Raw genomic sequence first — 18863 nt, forward strand, 5'->3', positions numbered from 1 at the left:
CAGGCGCTGAAGGACAAGATCGTCGAGATCGCGCACGTCCGGCGGCGCTTTGGCTACCGGCGCGTGCACGACCTGCTACGGGGTGAGTTCCCGGGCGTCAACCACAAGCGGGTGTACCGGCTCTACAGCGCGGCCAACCTGGCGGTGCGCGAACGCAAGAAGGTCAAGCGACCGGCGATGGAGCGCACGCCGCTGAACATCGCCCAGCATATCAACGAGGTGTGGAGCATGGACTTCGTCAGCGACAGCCTGACCAACGGGCGGCGCATCAAGTGTCTGACCGTGGCCGATGACTTCAGCCACGAGTGCGTGGTAATCGCGGTGGACTACGGCATCAGCGGCCTGTACGTGACGCGGCTGCTGGATCAAGCAGCGCGCTTCAGGGGCTATCCGGCCGCCGTCAGAACCGACAACGGCCCGGAGTTCACCAGCCGCGCCTTCATCGCCTGGACCCAGGAGCACCACATCCGGCACATCCTGATCGAGCCCGGCTGGCCCATGCAGAACGGCTACATCGAGAGCTTCAACGGCAAGTTCCGCGACGAGTGCTTGAACGAGCACTGGTTTCAGACCCTGCACCAGGCAAGAACCGAGATCGCCAACTGGCAGCGCGACTACAACGAGGTAAGGCCCCATAGCAGCATAGGGCGGACACCACCAGCGCGCTTCGCCGAGCAGCGTCGCCGGCATGCAGGCGACGCTGCTCGGCACCTGACTCCCACGGAAATCCATTAACCTTCAACCCAGGACCCCTACCGAATCACTGGTACGGCCGTAGGGGGCAGGTCAGAGCGACCGGACGAACGTCATCCCATCCGGGGTGTCCGGTACGTACTGAGAAGATGAGCGAAAGCAAACAGTCCGACGACGCATCGTTATGCCCAAAGCGCTGTCAAAACTGAGGTGGACCATTTGCTTCAGGACGAGTCGGGGCGATACCTGCCTACGGACCCGATGGCAGCCGGTGTATAGGCGGCATGATCTCAGTACAGGCTTCGGTACGGAACGTGAGAACCTCTCTCCAGATGCCAAGGGAAATGACAAGTGGCAAACACCACGAGGAAGAACACCGATGCTGGTGCAGAGGGGCGGAGCCTCCCGTAGTAGCGATGAGGCCTCTGTAATGGGGGCGGAGCGAAGGGGCGGCGTCATCCTTCCGACGAAGATCGCCAACCTCCGGGGATGAGCGACGTGACCTCGGCGAAAACTTACGGCATAGCGAAGCGCACGGTATGGGAGGCATACCAGCAGGTCAAGGCTAACTGCGGTGCCGCAGGTGTTGACGATGTAACCCTCGCCGACTTCGGGCGGCACCTGCCCAAGAATCTGTACAAGCTGTGGAACCGGATGTCGTCGGGAGCGTACTTCCCGCCTCCGGTCAAGCAGGTTGAGACTCCCAAGGCATCCGGCGGCACGTGCAAGCTGGGCGTGCCTACGGTCTCCGATCGTGTAGCGCAAACCGTCGTCAAGCCTCTCATCGAACCAGCGTTGAATTCGATCTTCAATCCAGACCAATACGGGTACCGGCTGGGAAGATCGGCCAGGCAAGCCGTGGCGATCACTCGTGAGCGCTGTTGGCGATATGACTGGGTGGTGGAGTTTGATATCAAGGCAGCCTTCGATCAGATCGATCATGCGCTGCTGATGAAGGCGGTGCACACCCACATCAAGGAAGACTGGATTCTTCTGTACAACGAGTGGTGACTGGGATAGGCGTCGCCGATGGGTGCGCTCAGCAACCGGCCTGAAGCCCGGTTCGCATGCGAAAACGCCCATCAAAGTTGACATAATTAAGACTGCCGCGCACCAGTCTGTAGGAGCAAAGTTCTAACGTCGCCTGCTTTACCGCGCTTGTACCAGATGCGTAGGTCGACGAACTCCCCGGCCGAATCGACGCTTCGCCGCGCTGTGACCTCAGCAGGACCTCTCGCAGATCATTGGCTGCGGCACACCAGTTACTTGCGTGCCCGGCGGACTTGCGCGAAGTTCGTCCACTCGGTCAGCCCATGTCTGCAGCATGATGCGCCGCTCAGCCTGATAGGCATGTCGGTTGTAAGCCGCACGCACTCGGTTGCCAGGGGCATGGGCCAGACAGTGTTCAATAACGTCGACGTTCGCGCCGGCCGCATTGAAATTCGTGCTGAAGGTCGCTCGCATGCCGTGCGGTGTACCGTCGCCGCTGAAGCCCAGTCGCTCCATGAGGGCGTTGAGACTTCGATCGGCCATCGGCCGATTGGGATCGCGTCGATTGGGGAACAGGTAGACACTGCCAACCGGGACGAGTTCGCGCAATTCGTTGAGCAGTTCCAAGCACTGTCGCGACAGTGGAACCCAGTGTGCGCGGCCAGCCTTCATCCGGTTGGCGGGGATCTCCCATTCTGCGGCTTTCAGGTCAATCTCGCTCCACTTGCCTCCGATGACTTCGGCTTTGCGACAGGCCGTCAACACGACCAGCAGCATCGCGATCCGGGTCTGCTCGTGGATCGTGTCGATGGCGTCCAGCTTGCGCAGGAACTCACCGAGCAAGGCGGGCGACAGGGCAGGGTGATTCCCCTGGTTTCTCTTGCGGAGCACGCGAACCGGCGGCACTGGGTTGTCGGCGATCAGCCCGGAATCGATGGCGTACTCGAAGATGCCCCATAGGTAGTTGCGCAGATTCCGTGCGACCTCGGGCGCCCGCGCCTCAACCTCTTTCAGCGCAGTGGTCAGTTCGAGGCGCGTGATCCTGGAGATCGGCCGATCCTTGAAGCGGGGTGTCAGGTCCTTCTCGATCTCCCTGTTGCGCTGAAGGACCGTCGCCGACCGAAGGTCAGCACCCGTCGCGGCATTCCAGTCGGCACACACCGCGCCAAAGCTGCCTTTGACACGGTGCAGTTCTGCCTGGGCACGGCGCTCGCGGTCATCGCGTTGCGCTTGGACGGGGTGAACGCCCTTTGCGACCAGCTTGCGAGACTCTGCGTGGGCGTGCCGCGCGTCGGCGAGCGTGACCTCGGGGAACGCGCCAAGCGCCTGCAGACCTTCGACGCCGTCCAGTCTGAACTTGTAGCGCCAGAGCTTCGAGCCGTTGGGCTGGACGAGAACGAACAGCCCACCTGTGTCGGCCAGCTTGTAGGCACGTTCCGACGGCTTGGCCGACTTGATCTGAAGGGTTGTCAGCATGGGGGTATCGATCGATCCGTACCCCCAACCATACCCCCAGCCGATCGAGATCTCAAGAAATCGGTCGGAACTTCTCGAGACAAGGTGTGACGCTAAGTTGTTGTCACGTATAGGGCAATCAGGACAAGCTGGGACATCCTGGAATCGCTCGGGACCCTCATGCACAGTTCAGGTGGCGAGTTTCACGGCGGTGGTCTTGGGTGACGATGCGCCGATTGTCGACGCTGTCGGGCCTGCTGATGGTGGCCGGTCAGGCGTCGTGCTCAAGCCGCAGGGGATCCGGGTTCCGCGGCCCTGGTTGAGCCGCGCCGCGCCAGCTCGGCCTGCACCTGTGCGGCGCGCTGCTCGTCCAGGTCGTAGTCGCGCATCACCCACAGGGCCAGCAGCGTGCCCAGGATCGGCACGCCCGAGTAGAACAGCCGCAGGCCATCCACCGCCCCCGCGGCCTGTGCCGGTGCGCCAGGCGTGAAGCCCACCAGGCTCATGATCGCACCGCTGAGCAGACCGGCGATCGCGAAGCCGAACTTCACCATCCACCAGTAGATCGCGCCGAAGATGCCCTCTCGGCGCTTGCCGGTGGCCAGTTCGTCCAGGTCGCAGACATCGGCCGTCATCGACATCATCAGCGTGAACAGCCCACCGATGCCGAACGAGAAGAAGGGCAGCGCGATGATGAACAGGGAGGGCCGGCCCGGCACCATCAGGAACCACAGCAGCACGTAGCCGATGACCGAGATGCCCTGCGACAGCATGAAGGCGTTCTTCTTGCCCATCCTGCGCGACATCCAGGCCACGGTGGGAATCACCGCGAAGGTGGTGATCAGCGCGCCGATGCTGCCGAACAGCGTGGGCCAGATGCCGGCCGCCGCGGTGTCGCCACCGAACAGGTGGTAGACGACGATGAAGAACGAGAACGCCGCCACCGTGTTGAAGGCGTTGAAGATCAGGAAGGTGGCGAAACACAGCTTGCGAAACGGCGGTGACCCGAAGGCCTCCTTGAAACCGTTCAGGATCTCGCGCACGCCGCCTTGAAGGTTGCGCCAGGTCAGCGGTACCAGGTGCGTGTCGTCCACGCTGGAGCGCAGCGGAATGAACAGCGCCGGCACCATCGCCAGCAGCATGCAGATGCCGCCCACCCACCAGGCCAGGTGGCGGGTGGCCGCATCGGCGTTGTCGAACCAATTGCGGTCGTACATCACCACCCAGAACCACGGGGCGATCACCCAGGCCCATTGGCCAATCCACTGCGCCACCGCCATGATGCTGGTGCGCTCATGGAAGTCGTCGCTCATCTCGTAGCCGATGGCCACATAGGGAATGCTGAACAGCGTCAACCCGGCGTAGAACACCAGCGACCAGAACAGGAAGTAGATGAAGTTGCGGGTGATGCTGTCGTCGCGGTAGAGCTGCCACATCGCGATGAACGAGATGCCCATCACGATCGCGCCCAGGAAGACGTAGTGATGACGCCGGCCCCAGCGCGAGCGCGTGTTGTCGGAGATGAAGCCCATCACCGGATCGATCACCGAGTCGAAGATCCGTGGCACGAAGAACAGGATGCCCCACATCCAGCTGGGAAATCCCATGTCCTGCACCAGCACCACCATGAAGATGCCCAGCGCAGCGGGGAACATCTGGTTGGCCAGCATGCCCAGGCCGAAGGCGACCTTGTTGCGGAAGGGAACGCGGTGCGGTGGGGTGGCGGACATGGGCAACAGACTATCGGGCGCGGGCGCGCCCACATTTGGCCAGCGCAGGCAAGGGGAACCCGGCCGGGTGGATCAGCCCATCAATGGCCAGTTCGACGTTGCGGCTGGTCATGTGCACGCGGCACGGCTTGTCGCCATGACCCTCGGCGGGCTGAAAGCCGGCGCGCGGCGCGGCCTGCGGCGACCGCCGCAGCGCCTGGCCGTCGTCGCGGGCACGGAGCACCCTCTGAAGCGCAGCGCCCGGGGTCATCAACGCGACCAATGCAGGTCGTCGATGTGCAGCGTCGGCAGGCCGGTGTAGTCCAGCGGCTTGCCGGTGAAGCTGAAGCGGTCGGCGACGATGAAGCGGAAGTTCACGTAGCGCAGGTCCAGCTTCGGATTCACGGCCAGGAAGGCGCTGACCGGGATCGAGACCTGGCACCAGCTGCCGTTGTTGCAGTAGCCGTAGTCGCCGGGGGCCACCTGCAGGAAGGCTTCCTGGATGTCACGGTCCTCGGTGTCGGTGGTGATGCCCACCTCGATCTTGCCGGGGTAGCCATCGCTGCGCACCTGGAAGTTCAGCCGGCCATTGGCAAAGCTGGACAGGTTCTCCAGCACGCCTGCACCCGAGTAGCGGAACAGGCCCCAGCCGTAGTTCAGCGGATTGGGCGTGATCTCCAGGGATACGCCGCCGTCGGTCGAGGCCGGGCCGGTGGCGGACTCGCGGTAGCCGGTGAAGGCGAACGGGTCCCAGCGCAGGCCGGTGGCAAAGGTGTCGTCGGCGGTGGCGGTGTCGGCGAACAGCGTGTAGCGCGCGGTGCTCACGGCCGGCGCCAGTGTGGGCGGTACCCACTTCGTGGCATCGGCATCGGTGTAGCTGCCGGCCTCGCAGGCCCAAGTCACGCCGCAGGTGCCCAGCGCCTGGACCGCATAGCGGGCCTGGCGTTGCGCATTGAACAGGCCCCAGCCGTCGTCCCCCTGCTTCCAGGGCTCATCAAAGGCCTGGAAGACGAAGATCGCCTTCGGGCCCTGCGCGTCCTGCCGACCCTGCTGCACCCAGGTCTGCAGCGCGTCGAGGTAGAGCTTCTGGTTCACCGGGTGGGCGCGGAAGGCCAGGTTGGGGCCGCCGCCGGTGTCCACCGCGGCCCAGCCGGTTTCGCCGATCAGCATCGGCAGGCTGCCCAGGTTGAGCTTGACCAGGCCCTGGCGAGCGCGTTCGAACTGCGACCTGGCTTCGGTGATCGTCGCGTCGATCATGGCCTGGGCGCGCTCGGCCTCAGGCACCGATTTCTGGCGCCAGTCGTAGGCCGTGGGGTTGTAGTAGGTGTCGAGGAAGGGGTAGACGTGCACCGCGGCAAAGTCCACCACCTCGGCGATGGCCTTGGGCACCGAAGCCCAGAACAGGAAGTTGTCGTCGGTGGTGACCGGCTGGGTGATCGCGTCGCGCACATGCTTGAGGTAGCGGGCCATGTCGGCCACCGCGATCTTGTGGGCCGACCACTCCACCATGGTCTCGTTGCCCACGCTCACCGCCACCACGGTGTCGGGGAAGTCCTTGGCCAGCGCGATGCAGGCGTCCAGCTCGGCCAGGTTGTCGGCCTCGGCGGCATCACCGGTGACCGGATTGGGGTAGGCGCCCAGGTAGACCTTCAGGTCCAGCGCGTTGTCGCGGATCACCTCCAGCACGGTGCGGGCGAAGGCGCGGCTGCTGAACAGGCGGATCGTGCCGATGCCGGTGGCCTGGACCAGTCGCAGGTCTTCCAGCACATGGGCCGGTGTGATCACCTCGTTGGCCAGGTCGTCGGCATTGGCCGCGGTGCGGTAGGGCGAGTAGTTGACCGCGGCGCGCGTCATCAGGCTGCTGGGCAGCACACGCCGCTCGCTGGTCTGCGAGACGGCCTGCTCGGTGTAGCCGCCGCTGCTGCCACCGCCGCAGCCGGCCAGTGCGAGCACACTGCCCGCCAGGACGAGCGCGGCCACAGCCGTCCAGCGGGCCAGTCGCCGAGGATCAGGGGTGAGTCGAGGATGCATGACAGGCCTCAGAACGTGAAGTTGACGCCGACGGCAACCGAGTTGCCGCGCGTGGCGACGCGCGAATCGATGCGGGTGAAGGCGTCGTTGGCGGGCATCGACAGTGGCGCCAGCCCCTTGCGCCCGTACTGGTAGGCGCTGGCCGAGGCGTACAGGTTGATGTGCTCGTTGACCGTGTAGCCGACACTGGCGCTGGCCACGCTCAGCGTGTTGCTCTGGCCGCGCTCACTGGGGTTCTTGGTGCTGGCCCGGCCCAGGTAGACCAGGCCGGCACCCAGCGTGAGCTGGTCGTCCCAGCGGTAGCGCACGCCCAGCATGCCGTCGGTCGAGCGCGCCGCGTAGCCCGGATTGGGCACGCCGTTGGCGTCGACACCGCCCCAGTCGACGTTGAACATGTTGTTCCAGCGGCCCAGCGCGCCGGGCGTGGTCTGCACCGCATAGGCGCCGCTCCAGCGGTTGAAGCGCACGCCGCCCGACAGCTCCAGCTGCGGGTTCAGCAGGTGGCGCACCATCAGCATGGCCATGCCCTGGCTGGAGCCGCCCAGCAGCGGGTCGTCGGCCGGGAAGGGCGTCAGGCCACCGAAGGGCGCCTTGCCCCAGGCCACCGGCTCGCCGTTCTTGGCCGACTGCACGATCACATCGACCAGCAGGTCGCGGCCGATGTACTTGGCGTACAGCTCCAGGAAGGACGGCCGGTTGCGTGTCCAGCCGGACTTGCCGAAGTCGTAGGTGGCCTCCAGCAGCACATCGCCGCCGAACATCTCGACCGGGCGCGACATGTAGCGCACGGCGCGGCTCAACAGGCCATAGGCAGCGCCGCTGTCGCTCCAGGCCGTGGAGGAGCCCACGCCGCCGCCCCAGAAGTCCGAGCCGATCGCCTTGAAGGCATAGGGGTAGTCGGGCACGCTCCAGCCGCGGGTGGTCATCGCGCCGATCGTCAGGCGGCCCCAGTCCTCGTGGGCCACGCCCAGGTTGCGCTCATAGAGCCAGCCGTCCAGGTCCACCTTGCCGTCGCGCCAGCGCTGGCTCAGCAGGCCGAAGACCTCGAAGCCACCGCCCACGCGCTGCTTGTAGCCCAGGTAGGGTTGGAACAGCGTGACGTGATCGGCGCGCGTGCCAAACGGTTTGCCGAAGGCCAGGTCGTCGGCCCAGACGCGCTGCCGGTTCTCGCCCAGTTCGCGCTGGCAGTCCTCGCAGACATTGGTGGTACTGGTCGCTTCAGCCTTGGCAAAGCCGGTGAGGCTGAACGGTCCCAGTTCCACGGCGACGCTGGGTACCGTGGCCAGCGTGGCGCCCAGGGCCAGCAGCGCGTGGCGGGCGCGTCGGCGCCCCTGCGAGCGTGGCAGGCGCTGCAGGAGCGGGAGGAGGCGGTTCGGTGGCGGCATGGAGGCCCTCGGGACGACGGTGCAGAGGTGGGCGCAGCCAGGCTGGGCAGATCGGCGACAGGGCCGGAATCGGGCTCGAGGCTGAAAGCGCTTTCAGACGATAGGCCCGATACCCTCACGAGTCAACGGATCGGCCACCCGTGTTTTCCCGCAACCTCGGATCGACGATATCCGGGAAAACGACAGATAGTGCTGAAAGCGCTTTCATACACAATCCTCCCACTGCCCAGTCCGGGCGTTCGAGACCTCGCCATGAGCCTCACCCGCCGCGATCTCCTGGCCCTGATGCCCGCGCTGGGCGCCGGTTGGGGCACCGTCCACACCGCCGCCTGGGCACAGGCAGACTCGGTGGCGCTCGGTGCCGGGCGGGTCAGCCTGAGCCCGCGCGGCAACGCCCCGGTGCCGCGCGCCCCGCACCGCACCGAGGCGATGGCGCGCCGCGCCGCGCCCACCAACCAGTGGTACTCGACGCTGATCTTCAGCGACAAGCCCGAGGCGCTGCATGCGCTGCCGCTGACCGCCAAACCCACCGCCGCCGGGCTGGAGGTGTCGCTGCCGAAGAAGGCGGTGGTGCCGACCGAGCGCCGCGATGTCGAGATCCACTACGCCCACCACGACGCGCTGCTGATCGCGCCGACGGCCTTCGAGCCCGGCCGGGCCCTGCTGGCCGGCGCCAGCGACTGGGCGGTGGATATCGCGATGGGCCGAGGCGCCGACCGCTTCGACGCCACCGTGGCCCATGGCAGCCCCTACGTCTGGCTGCGCATCGGCCGCGGCGACCTGCGGGTGCGCCTGAAGTCGCCGGCCGAGCGCCTGTCCTCGGCCGACCCACGGGCGCTGCTGCTGCGGGTGGCCGGCACGCCCTACGCGCTGTACGGCCCGACCGGCGTGCAGTGGGAGCAGGCCGCGCCGACCGAATGGATCGCCCGCCTGCCGGCCGGCCCGGGCTATCTGGTCGCCGCGGCCCTGCCCGACGACAGTGCCGCCACCCAGGCCCTGCTGCTCAGACATGCCTATGCGGCGGTCACCGACACCCGGGTCAGTTGGAGCGTTGACCGCGCCAGCGGCCGGGTCGAGACCGTCTTCACCGCCACCACCCAAGCGCTCGAGGGCAGCGAGACCATGCCGCTGCTAGGTCTGTACCCGCACCACTGGCACGGCAACGCCAGCGTCGAGGGCCGCCTTGGCCCGACCTACGCCACGCTGCGCGGCCCGATGAAGCTGCTGGCCGACAAGCGCTTCACCACCACCAGCCGCTACACCGGCTTCGTGCCCTACTGGCCTGCGGTGCCCGACAGCAGCCCGCGCGTGGGCGACCTGCGCGAGGCCCTCAAGGCCGATGTGCGCAACGCCCACCGCATGCTGCAACAGGGCGGTGAGGGGCCGTACTGGCAGGGCAAGGGCTTGCTGCGCCTGGTCAAGATGCTCGATGTCTGCGAGCAGCAGGGCGACCGCGAGGGCGCCGAGCGCCTGCTGGGCCTGCTGAAGAAGCGCGTCGAGGAGTGGTTCTCAGGCACCGACCGTCGGCGCTTCTTCCATTGGGACCAGGCCATGGGCACGGTGGTGGGCTACCCCGAGGAGTACTTCGCGGTGGTGCAGATGAACGACCACCATTTCCACTACGGCTACTGGATCCGCGCGATCGCGGAGATCGGGCTGCGTGACCCCGATTGGGCGGCCCGCGGTCGCTGGGGCGACATGGTCGATCTGCTGGTCAAGGACATTGCCACCACCGAGCGCGGGCGCGCCGACTTTCCCTTCCTGCGCACCTTCGACCCCTACGAGGGCCACAGCTGGGCCTCGGGCATCGGCCTGGGCGAGTGGGGCAACAACCAGGAGTCGTCCAGCGAGGCGCTGAACGCCTGGACCGGCCTGATCCTGTGGGGCGAGGTGACCGGCGACGCGGCCTTGCGTGACCTGGGCACATGGATGCTGGTCACCGAGACCGAGGCGGTGCGCCACTACTGGTTCGACCTGCACCGCATTGTTTTCGCGCCCGAGTACCGCAACGCCGACGTCAGCATGGTCTTCGGCGGCAAGTACGCGCACAACACCTGGTGGATCGACGAGCCGCGGCAGATCACCGGCATCAACCTGCTGCCGATCACCACCGTTTCCACCTACTTCGCCAGCCACCCCGACTACATCCGGCGCAACCTGGCGTCGCTGAAGGACGAGCAGAAGATCTGGGCCGAGCGCGGCAAGCGCTTCGATCCGCCCGACATCTGGCAGGACATCTTCGCCAAGTACGGTGCACTGGCCGATCCCGAGGCCGCGCTGGCCGGCTGGGACCGCTGGGGCGCCGTCGAGGCCGGCGACAGCCGCAGCCACACGCTGCACTTCCTGCTCAGCCTGGTGGCGATGGGCGCGCCCGACACCAGCATCACCGCCGACACCACGCTCTACCAGGTCTTCCGCCGCCCCGATGGGCAGCGCACCTACCTGGCCTTCAATGCCGGTCGCCAGCCGCTGCGTGTGCGCTTCTCGGACGGCCGGCAACTGGAGGTGCCCCCCGGCCGACTGGCCCGCGCCGACGGCGCCTGACCGCCCTGCGCATCCCCCCGATGGCCTTCACCGCACCGACACCCAGGATCACCGCCATGACGACCCGTCGCCCGCGCCAGACCCTCGCCGCCACGGCGGCCGTCGCGCTGATGTTCACCCTGGCCGCCTGCGGTGGCGGCAACGACAGTGCGGCTCCGCAGACCGGCGGCAACGAGGTCACGGCGACCGCGCCCGTGGTGACGATCAGCAACAACATCAGCGACGAGACGGCCACCGGCGACATCACCTTCACCTTCACGTTCAATGTGGACGTCGGCACCAGCTTCACCGCCGACGACATCACGGTCAGCGGCGGCACCAAGGGGGCCTTCACCCGTCTCTCCGGAACCAGCGCCACGCTGGTGGTGACGCCCGCGCCGGACACCACGGGCACGGTCGAGGTTACCGTGGTCGCCGCGGGCGTCACGGACGCCGTGGGCACCGCCAACGTCGAGACCTCGGCCAGCAAGCCCTTCTACACCGTGGCGCGCACCTCGCTGGTCAGCTTCGACGAGGCCACCGCGCCCACACTGGTCGGCTTTGGCGGCGCCGAGGATGCCAGCGTGGTGGCGGACCCCACCAACGCCGCGAACAAGGTGGCCCGGGTGGTCAAGAGCGCCACCGCCGAGGTGTGGGCGGGCACCACGTTGGTGATGTGCCCCGGCGACGCGATCGCCCGGCTGCCGTTCGCTGCCGGCAAGACCCAGCTGTCGGCACGCGTGTGGTCGCCGGTGGCCGGCATCCCGGTGCGCCTGAAGGTGGAGAACTCGGCCAACAGCGCGCAAACGGTGGAAACCGAGGCCATGGTTTCGGTGGCCGCGGGCTGGCAGACCCTGGTGTTCGATTTCGCCAGACCGGTGTCGGGCACGCCGGCGCTGAACACCGCCCACACCTACGACAAGGCGTCGATCTTCTTCGACTTCGGCACCCCCGGCGCCACGTCCGGCGCACGCACCTACTACCTCGACGACCTGAGCTTCGTGGGCAGCCGCTTCAGCGCCACCTGCGCCGGCGCTGCGGCCAGCCAGACCATCACGATGGACGAAGCCAGCGCGCCCACGCTGACCGGCTTCGGCGGCGCCGAGGACGCCACCATCGCGGCCGATCCCGCCAACGCCGCCAACAAGGTGGCACGCATCGTCAAGAGCGCCACCGCCGAACTGTGGGCCGGCACGACCATTTCCATCGCGGCTGGCAGCACCATCCCGCGCATCGGCTTCGCTGCGGGCAAGACCACGATCACCGCGCGCGTCTGGTCACCGGTGGCGGGCATCCCGGTGCGCATGAAGGTGGAGGACTCGACAAACGCTGCGAAGTCGGTGGAGACCGAGGCCACGGTGAGCACCGCCTCGGGCTGGCAGACCCTGAGCTTCAACTTCGCCAACGCGGTGGCCGGCACGGCCGCCCTGGACCTGGCCGCCAGCTACGACCGCCTGTCGGTGTTCTTCGACTTCGGCACACCGGGCGCGTCAGTGGGTGCGGCGCGCACCTACTACATCGAGGACATCGTCTACCCGCTGCCAAGCGGCGGCAGCACGTCGGCGCTGGTCTTTGCCAGCGGCTTCGGGTCGGGCAACCGCACCGTCGAGGGCGGCGAGTTCGGTGGCTTCAGCGGCAGCAACCTGGACGGCTTCACCTGCAACGGCGACCCGGCCAACTGCGGCAGCGGTGGCGAGTTCACGCCCACCAAGACGGCCGCCGAGAGCTACTTCTTCTACTACCACCAGACCGCCACGCCGGCCACCGACCTGTTCATGGGCGTCTATGTGCAGGCGCCCGGCCTCACCGGTGGTTTCGTCAATGGCGTGGACACGCCTGGCGTGCAGGTGGGCGCGCAGACCCAGCTGAAGTTCAAGCTGGGGGTGAACGCCGAGTGGTTCAGCGCCCCGAACCACAACGTCATGATCGTCGCCGACCTGGGCAAGCGCTTCACCGCGGGCGCCAACACCGATTGCCGGCTGCAGTTGCGCCGCGTGGTCACCGCCGCCGCCGCCGTGGCCACCGACTATGCGCTGCCATGGAGCTCCTTCGCGCTGTCGCAGGACTGCGGGGGCGCCGCCAGCAGTGTGGCCGACGCGCTGGCCAAGTCACCGGTGTCGCAGCTGTCGTTCCAGGGGGTGGGTGGGGGCATCGCGCTGTCCGACGGCACACTCACCAGCGGCGCCAACCTGTCGGTGGCCAACGGCTCGGGCGTCTACCCGACCACCGTGGTGCTGGTGGGCGGCATCACGATCGAGTAGAGGCCCGCGGGCCGAAGGTCGGCGTGGGTCGCTTGGCGGACTGCCACAATGCAGTCAGCCCCGGCCAGCCGCGTCGATCTGCCATGAAGGCGGCGCGCCCGGCCATCCGTGCTGGATCGCGCCTGATGAGCAGCAAGCCCTCTCCCCGCCGTGCACGGGGCTCCTCAACCCCCGCCACCGATGGCGGTGCCGCTGGCGTGGTGACCCTGGAGATGGTCGCGCACACGGCAGGTGTGTCGCCCAGCACGGTCTCGCGCATCCTCAACGGCACCGCCCGGGTCAGCCAGGCCAAGCAGCAGGCGGTGGACGCCGCGATCCAGTCGCTGGGCTTTCGGCCCAACCCTGTGGCTCGGGGCCTGGCCGGTGGGCGCACGCTGAGCATCGGCGTGCTGACGCAGACGATCAGCAGCCCCTTCTATGGCGAGGCCTTGCATGCCATCGAGGACCGGCTGGACGAGGCCGGCTACATCCCGATCTTTGTCAGCGGCCATTGGCAGGAGGTCGAGGAGCGCAAGGCGCTGGAGGCGCTGATCGCCCGCCGCGTCGACGGGCTGATCGTGCTGGCCGGGCGCCTGTCCAGCCGCGCGCTGCAGGCCGGCGCCGGCCACCTGCCACTGGTGGTGGTGGGCCGCACCATGGAAGGCCCGCGCGTGCATGGCCTGACCCTTGACAACCGGGCTGGCGCGGCCATGGCCACGCAGCACCTGATCGATTGCGGCCACCGCCGCATCGCCCACATCGCTGGCGAACCCGACCATGCCGATGCCCACGAACGGCTGGCCGGCTACCGCGATGCGCTGGACCGCGCCGGCCTGCCGTTCGACCCGGCGCTGGTGACCCCGGGTGACTACACCGAGGCGGGCGGCCTGCTGGCGGTGAACCGCCTCCTCGACGCCCAGCGGCCTTTCACCGCGATCTTCGCCGCCAATGACCAGACTGCGATCGGCGCGGCATTGGGCCTGTACCGGCGCCATGTGCGGGTGCCCGACGACGTCTCGCTGGTGGGCTTCGACGATCTGGCGCCGGCGCGCTTCGCCATCCCGCCGCTGACCACGGTGCGCCAGCCCGTCTACGAGATGGGCTTCCAGGCCGCGGGCGCGATGATGGCCCTCTTGCGCGGCGAGCCTGCGCAGGTGGCCTTGCCGCCGCTGCAACTGGTGCCGCGCGAGTCGGTGCGCCGCCTGCAGCGCTGATCCCCTCGCGCGGTCCACGCCGAACCGTGGGGTTCGGGGTTTTCCTGCAGCCTGTTGCGGCCCCCCTCCACGCAGAATCTCTGGCAAAATGAAAGCGCTTTCAGTTTCGAATCCGATCGGGCCTGATGAAGGCCGACCACGCTGACCGCCACCATGTCCCGGACCCTCACCGAGCTCCCATCCTTTCCCCCCGACTTCGTCTGGGGCGTGGCCACCAGCGCCTTCCAGATCGAAGGCGCCGCCCATGAAGCTGGCAAGGGCGAGTCCATCTGGGACCGCTTCTGCCGCCAGCCCGGCGCGATTGCCGACGGCTCGAACGGCGACATCGCCTGCGACCACATCAAGCGCGTGGACGAGGACCTGGACCTGATCGCGCGGCTGGGGGTCGACGCCTACCGTTTTTCAGTCAGCTGGCCGCGCGTGCAGCCCGACGGCCGCGGTGCCTTCAACGAGGCCGGCCTGGCCTTCTACGACCGCTTGGTCGACGGCCTGCTGGCCCGCGGCCTGCGCCCCTACCTGACGCTGAACCACTGGGACCTGCCTCAGGCGCTGCAGGACGGCGGCGGCTGGGCGGTGCGCGACACCGTGCACCGCTTCGTCGACTACGCCCGCGCGGTGAATGCCCGGCTGGGTGACCGTCTGGCCGCCGTCACCACCCACAACGAGCCCTGGGTGATGGCGGTGCTGGGCCATGAGAGCGGGATCTTCGCGCCCGGCATCCGCCATCGTGGCACCGCGATGCAGGTCGCGCACCATCTGCTGCTGAGCCATGGCCTGGCGCTGCAGGCGCTGCGTGCCGACGGCTGCCGCAGCCGCCTGGGCATCGTGCTGAACCTGTCACCGATCGGCCCGGCCACCGACAGCCCCGAGGACCGCGCCGCCGCCTGGCTGGAGGATGGCCGCCTGGTGCGCTGGTACATGGATCCGCTGCTGCTGGGGCGCTATCCCGAGGACGTCTGGCAGCACCTGGGGGCCGACGCGCCGCGCATCGAGCCCGGCGATCTGGCCGCGATCGCCACGCCGATGGACTACCTGGGCATCAACTACTACACCCGCGGCGTGGTCAGCGCCAGTGGCGGCTGGAGCGCGCAGTCCAGTGGCCTGCCGCTCACCGACATGGGCTGGGAAGTCGTGCCCGAGGGCCTGACCGAACTGCTGCTGCGCCTGCACCGTGACTGGGACCTGCCGCCGGTCTACGTGATGGAGAACGGCGCGGCCTTCCGTGACGAACTGGTCGACGGCCAGGTCATGGACACCGAACGTCGCGACTACATCGCCCGCCACATCGCCGCCACCCACCAGGCCCTGGCCGCCGGCGTGCCGATGGCTGGCTACATGGTCTGGAGCCTGATGGACAACTTCGAGTGGGCCTCGGGTTACGCCAAGCGCTTCGGCATCGTCCACGTCGATTACGCCACGCTGGCCCGCACGCCCAAGCAGAGCTACCACTGGTACCGCCACTTCCTGCAGTCCCAGCGTGCGCAGCGTCAGCAGCCTCAGGCCGCCTGACACCCGAGGCGACGATGGAGCCGCCCACGACCAAGATCTGGACCCTGGTCTGGCACGACGAGTTTGACGGCGACACGTTCGACCGCAGCAAGTGGGACTTCGATCTGGGCAATGGCTTCTACGACGATCGGGTACACGGCTGGGTGCCGGGCTGGGGCAACGATGAGTTGCCGTACTACACGTCGGAGCCCGAGAACGTGCAGGTGCGTGACAGCAGCGTGTTCATTCGCGCGGTCCAGGCGCCGCTGCACGGCTGTGGCTACACCTCGGCACGGCTGAAGACCCAGGCACGCGACGGCCGGGTGCTGTTCGCCAAGCGCGATGGCCGCGTCGAGTTCCGTGCCCGCATGCGCTGGGGCAAGGGCCTGTGGCCCGCCTTGTGGATGCTGCCAGCCGATGACCACTAGGGCGGCTGGGCCGCCAGCGGCGAGATCGACCTGATGGAGATCGTCGGCGAGCAGCCGCACGAGGTGCTCAACAGCCTGCATGTCGGTTCGGCCTTACCGCGCCGCTCGCTCGCCACACCACTCATCGCCTGCCTGCCGACTCCAGCGTGGCCGGTTGGCACACCTACGCCGTGGAGTGGGAGCCGGGCGAGATCCGCTTCGTTGTGGACGAGGTGCAGACCTGCAGCTACCGCCACTGGTGGAGCTGCAGCTGGCGCGAGGCAGGGCAGGGCGTGGAGGCGCGCGCCGAGGCCGATCTGAACCCCTGGCCGGCGCCCTTCGACCAGCCCTTCTACCTGCTGATGAACGTTGCGGTGGGCGGCAACGTCCCTGGCCACCCCGACCAGCACACACGGATGCGCGGCCGAAGTTCGGCTGACGGGCCGAGCCAGGGCCCGCCGCTGGCGAGCCTCAGCGCCGTCGCCGGTAGGTGACGAAGCTGATGTCGAAGTTGTTGGGCGCGGCGGCGTGGCGGGTGTCGCGGGCCACCTCGGTGAAGTCGGTGGTCGGCCAGTCGGGGAAGAAGGCGTCGGCGTCCGGCACGTCCAGCGCCAGCTCGGTCAGCAGCAACTCATCGGCCAGCGGCAGTGCCTGGACGTACAGCTCGGCGCCACCGATCACGAACACCCGCGGCACGCCGGCGCAGCGCGCCAGCGCCTCGGGCACGCTGCCCACGACCTCGGCGCCGGGACAGACCAGGCCGGTCTGACGGCTCAGCACCAGGTTGCGCCGTCCAGGCAGCGGACGAAAACGCTCGGGCAGTGATTCCCAGGTGCGCCGGCCCATCAGCACCGGCGCGCCCTGGGTGCTGCGGCGGAAGTGGGCCAGGTCCTCCGGCAGGTGCCAGGGCAGCTGGTTGGCGCGGCCGATCGCGCGGCCACGGGCCAGCGCGGCGATCAGGACCAGGTCGGGGCGGGTGTCGCTCATGGGGCCGATTGTCGGCGCGGCAGCAGCGCGCTGGCGATGGCCAGCACGATGGCCAGTGCCGCCACCAGGTCCAGCGGCCGCGGCCATTCGCCGACGATCGCGGTGGCCGCCGCGGTGCCCACCAGCGGCACGGCCATGATCGAGAAGGCGCTGGCCGAGGGCGGCAGCGTGCGCGCCATGCCGAACCAGATCACCTGGGCCACGCCATAGTTGAGCAGCACGCCATAGAGCAGCGACCACCACAGGCCGGTGCTCCAGGCCGCCGGGCTGGGCGTGGCCTCCAGCAGTGGCGCCACGCACCAGAAGAAGGCCGAACCCAGCGCCATCATCCACACCGTCACCGCCTCGGTGGGCATGGGACAGGTGGTGCGGCGCATCAGCACCGTGCCGGCCGCCCAGCTGAAGGCGGCGGCCTGCATCCACAGCACGCCTTCGGGCCGACCAGCCAGATGGGCCAGTTCCTGCCAGGACAGCAGCAGCACCGCGGCCAGTGCGGCGACGGCCGACAGCAGCACCCGGCCGCTGGGCCGCTCGTGGGCCAGCACCAGCGTGATCAGCACCGTCCACACCGGCATCGTGAAGCCCAGGATCGCGGCGCGCCCTGATGCCAGCGCCTGCAGGCCGGTGATCGAGCAGAAGTGCCAGGCCAAGATGTTGGGCAGCGCCAGCAGTGCCACCTGTCGCCACTCGGTGCGCGGCCAGCGCATATCGACGCCGCGCCAGAAGCGGTAGTACAGGTACAGCGTGAGCGCGCCGCCGGTCATCGTGATGGCACGGAAGTACAGCGGCGACAGCTCGCGCAGGCTGAACTTCATCATCGGCCAGTTGACGCCCCACATCAGCGTGAGGGCCACCAGCACCGCGATCTGGCGCGGCTGCAGCATCAGACCGCGACGTCGGCCTTGATGGCCGGATGGTGCTGGTACTCCAGCACCTCGAAGTCCTCGTACTGGTAATCAAAGATCGAGTCAGGGCGGCGCCTGATGTTCAGCACCGGGTAGGGGAAGGGCGTGCGCGCCAGCTGCGTGCGCACCTGCTCGAAGTGGTTGGTGTAGAGGTGGCAGTCGCCGCCGGTCCAGATGAAATCGCCCACGTCCAGGTCGCACTGCTGGGCCAGCATGTGGGTCAGCAGCGCGTAGCTGGCGATGTTGAAGGGCACGCCCAGGAAGATGTCGGCGCTGCGCTGGTAGAGCTGGCAGCTGAGCTTGCCGCGGCCACCCGGCGTGGTGGCCGGCGCCACGTAGAACTGGAAGAAGGCATGGCAGGGCATCAGCGCCATCTTGTCCAGGTCGGCCACGTTCCAGGCGCTGACGATGATGCGGCGGCTGTCGGGGTTGCTCCTGAGCTGCTGCACCACCTGCGCGATCTGGTCGATGTGGCCACCGTCCGGCGTGGGCCAGTTGCGCCACTGCACGCCATAGACCGGCCCCAGCTCGCCGTCCTCGCGCGCCCACTCGTCCCAGATCGTGCAGCCACGCTCCTGCAGCCACTTGACATTGCTGTCGCCGCGCAGGAACCACAGCAGCTCGACGATGATCGCCTTCAGGAAGACCTTCTTGGTGGTCACCAGCGGGAAGCCTTCGGAGAGGTCGAAGCGCATCTGGTGACCGAACACGCTGCGCGTGCCGGTGCCGGTGCGGTCGCCCTTGGCCACGCCGTGTTCCCAGACATGGCGCATGAAATCTTCGTACTGCGAGCGGACAGGGCGGGCGGCGGAACTCATGGGGCCGGATTATCCCGC

Annotated in this window: 15 protein-coding genes; 8 read left to right on the plus strand and 7 right to left on the minus strand. The window is 67.9% G+C overall.

All coding sequences use genetic code 11. From position 1 onward, the window contains the following. Both KAK07_RS15500 and KAK07_RS15505 read left to right on the plus strand, forming a co-directional pair. Positions 1-735, plus strand: a 735-nt coding sequence (locus tag KAK07_RS15500) for an IS3 family transposase (protein ID WP_247664400.1), incomplete at its 5' end; no start/stop codon positions are given. Between the two features lie 447 nt (positions 736-1182). After that, complete coding sequence (locus KAK07_RS15505; RefSeq protein ID WP_247652910.1) at positions 1183-1704, plus strand: reverse transcriptase domain-containing protein; 522 nt, start codon at positions 1183-1185, stop codon at positions 1702-1704. 210 nt (positions 1705-1914) lie between these two features. Here the strand turns inward: KAK07_RS15505 and KAK07_RS15510 are convergent, their stop codons facing one another. The 4 genes from KAK07_RS15510 to KAK07_RS15525 all read right to left on the minus strand — a co-directional run bounded on the left by KAK07_RS15510 (position 1915) and on the right by KAK07_RS15525 (position 8263). Beyond that, positions 1915-3159 (minus strand): tyrosine-type recombinase/integrase, encoded by a 1245-nt coding sequence (locus tag KAK07_RS15510; protein WP_210853562.1) that lies wholly within the window; start codon positions 3157-3159, stop codon positions 1915-1917. 263 nt (positions 3160-3422) lie between these two features. Further along, positions 3423-4868: an MFS transporter gene (locus tag KAK07_RS15515; RefSeq protein ID WP_210853564.1), complete on the minus strand. Its 1446-nt coding sequence runs from the start codon at positions 4866-4868 to the stop codon at positions 3423-3425. A gap of 249 nt (positions 4869-5117) precedes the next feature. Beyond that, positions 5118-6878, minus strand: a complete 1761-nt coding sequence (locus tag KAK07_RS15520) for a glycosyl hydrolase family 17 protein (protein ID WP_210853566.1) — start codon at positions 6876-6878, stop codon at positions 5118-5120. Between the two features lie 8 nt (positions 6879-6886). Then, the gene (locus KAK07_RS15525; RefSeq protein ID WP_210853568.1) at positions 6887-8263 is read right to left on the minus strand and encodes a TonB-dependent receptor; all 1377 of its coding nucleotides are present in this window, start codon (positions 8261-8263) and stop codon (positions 6887-6889) included. A 252-nt stretch (positions 8264-8515) separates the two neighbouring features. Here KAK07_RS15525 and KAK07_RS15530 point away from each other — a divergent pair, with 252 nt between their 5' ends. From KAK07_RS15530 to KAK07_RS15555, 6 genes are all read left to right on the plus strand, one after another. Further along, positions 8516-10807, plus strand: a complete 2292-nt coding sequence (locus tag KAK07_RS15530; protein ID WP_210853570.1) for a glycosyl hydrolase — start codon at positions 8516-8518, stop codon at positions 10805-10807. Between the two features lie 56 nt (positions 10808-10863). Continuing rightward, positions 10864-13047, plus strand: a complete 2184-nt coding sequence (locus tag KAK07_RS15535) for an Ig-like domain-containing protein (protein WP_210853571.1) — start codon at positions 10864-10866, stop codon at positions 13045-13047. 125 nt (positions 13048-13172) lie between these two features. Further along, positions 13173-14240, plus strand: coding sequence for a LacI family DNA-binding transcriptional regulator (locus KAK07_RS15540; RefSeq protein ID WP_210853573.1), 1068 nt, complete (start codon positions 13173-13175; stop codon positions 14238-14240). A 153-nt stretch (positions 14241-14393) separates the two neighbouring features. Next, positions 14394-15749, plus strand: a complete 1356-nt coding sequence (locus KAK07_RS15545; protein ID WP_210853575.1) for a GH1 family beta-glucosidase — start codon at positions 14394-14396, stop codon at positions 15747-15749. Between the two features lie 14 nt (positions 15750-15763). Further along, a complete protein-coding gene (locus KAK07_RS15550) occupies positions 15764-16156 on the plus strand; it encodes a glycoside hydrolase family 16 protein (RefSeq protein WP_210853577.1) in 393 nt (130 codons plus the stop codon). Between the two features lie 146 nt (positions 16157-16302). Then, positions 16303-16629, plus strand: a complete 327-nt coding sequence (locus tag KAK07_RS15555; RefSeq protein ID WP_210853579.1) for a glycoside hydrolase family 16 protein — start codon at positions 16303-16305, stop codon at positions 16627-16629. Here the strand turns inward: KAK07_RS15555 and KAK07_RS15560 are convergent. The 3 genes from KAK07_RS15560 to KAK07_RS15570 are packed head-to-tail and all read right to left on the minus strand — an operon-like array spanning position 16607 to position 18845. After that, the gene (locus tag KAK07_RS15560) at positions 16607-17122 is read right to left on the minus strand and encodes a dihydrofolate reductase (protein ID WP_210853581.1); all 516 of its coding nucleotides are present in this window, start codon (positions 17120-17122) and stop codon (positions 16607-16609) included. The genes KAK07_RS15555 and KAK07_RS15560 overlap by 23 nt on opposite strands. Further along, entirely contained in the window at positions 17119-18006 is an 888-nt protein-coding gene (locus KAK07_RS15565; RefSeq protein ID WP_210853583.1) for a DMT family transporter, read from the minus strand. The genes KAK07_RS15560 and KAK07_RS15565 overlap by 4 nt, the downstream gene beginning before the upstream one ends. After that, entirely contained in the window at positions 18006-18845 is an 840-nt protein-coding gene (locus KAK07_RS15570) for a thymidylate synthase (RefSeq protein WP_210853585.1), read from the minus strand. The genes KAK07_RS15565 and KAK07_RS15570 overlap by 1 nt, the downstream gene beginning before the upstream one ends. Between the last annotated feature and the right edge of the window lie 18 nt (positions 18846-18863).

The organism is Ideonella alba (genome assembly GCF_018069875.1).
In the GTDB taxonomy this organism is placed as follows: Bacteria; Pseudomonadota; Gammaproteobacteria; order Burkholderiales; family Burkholderiaceae_C; genus Ideonella; species Ideonella alba.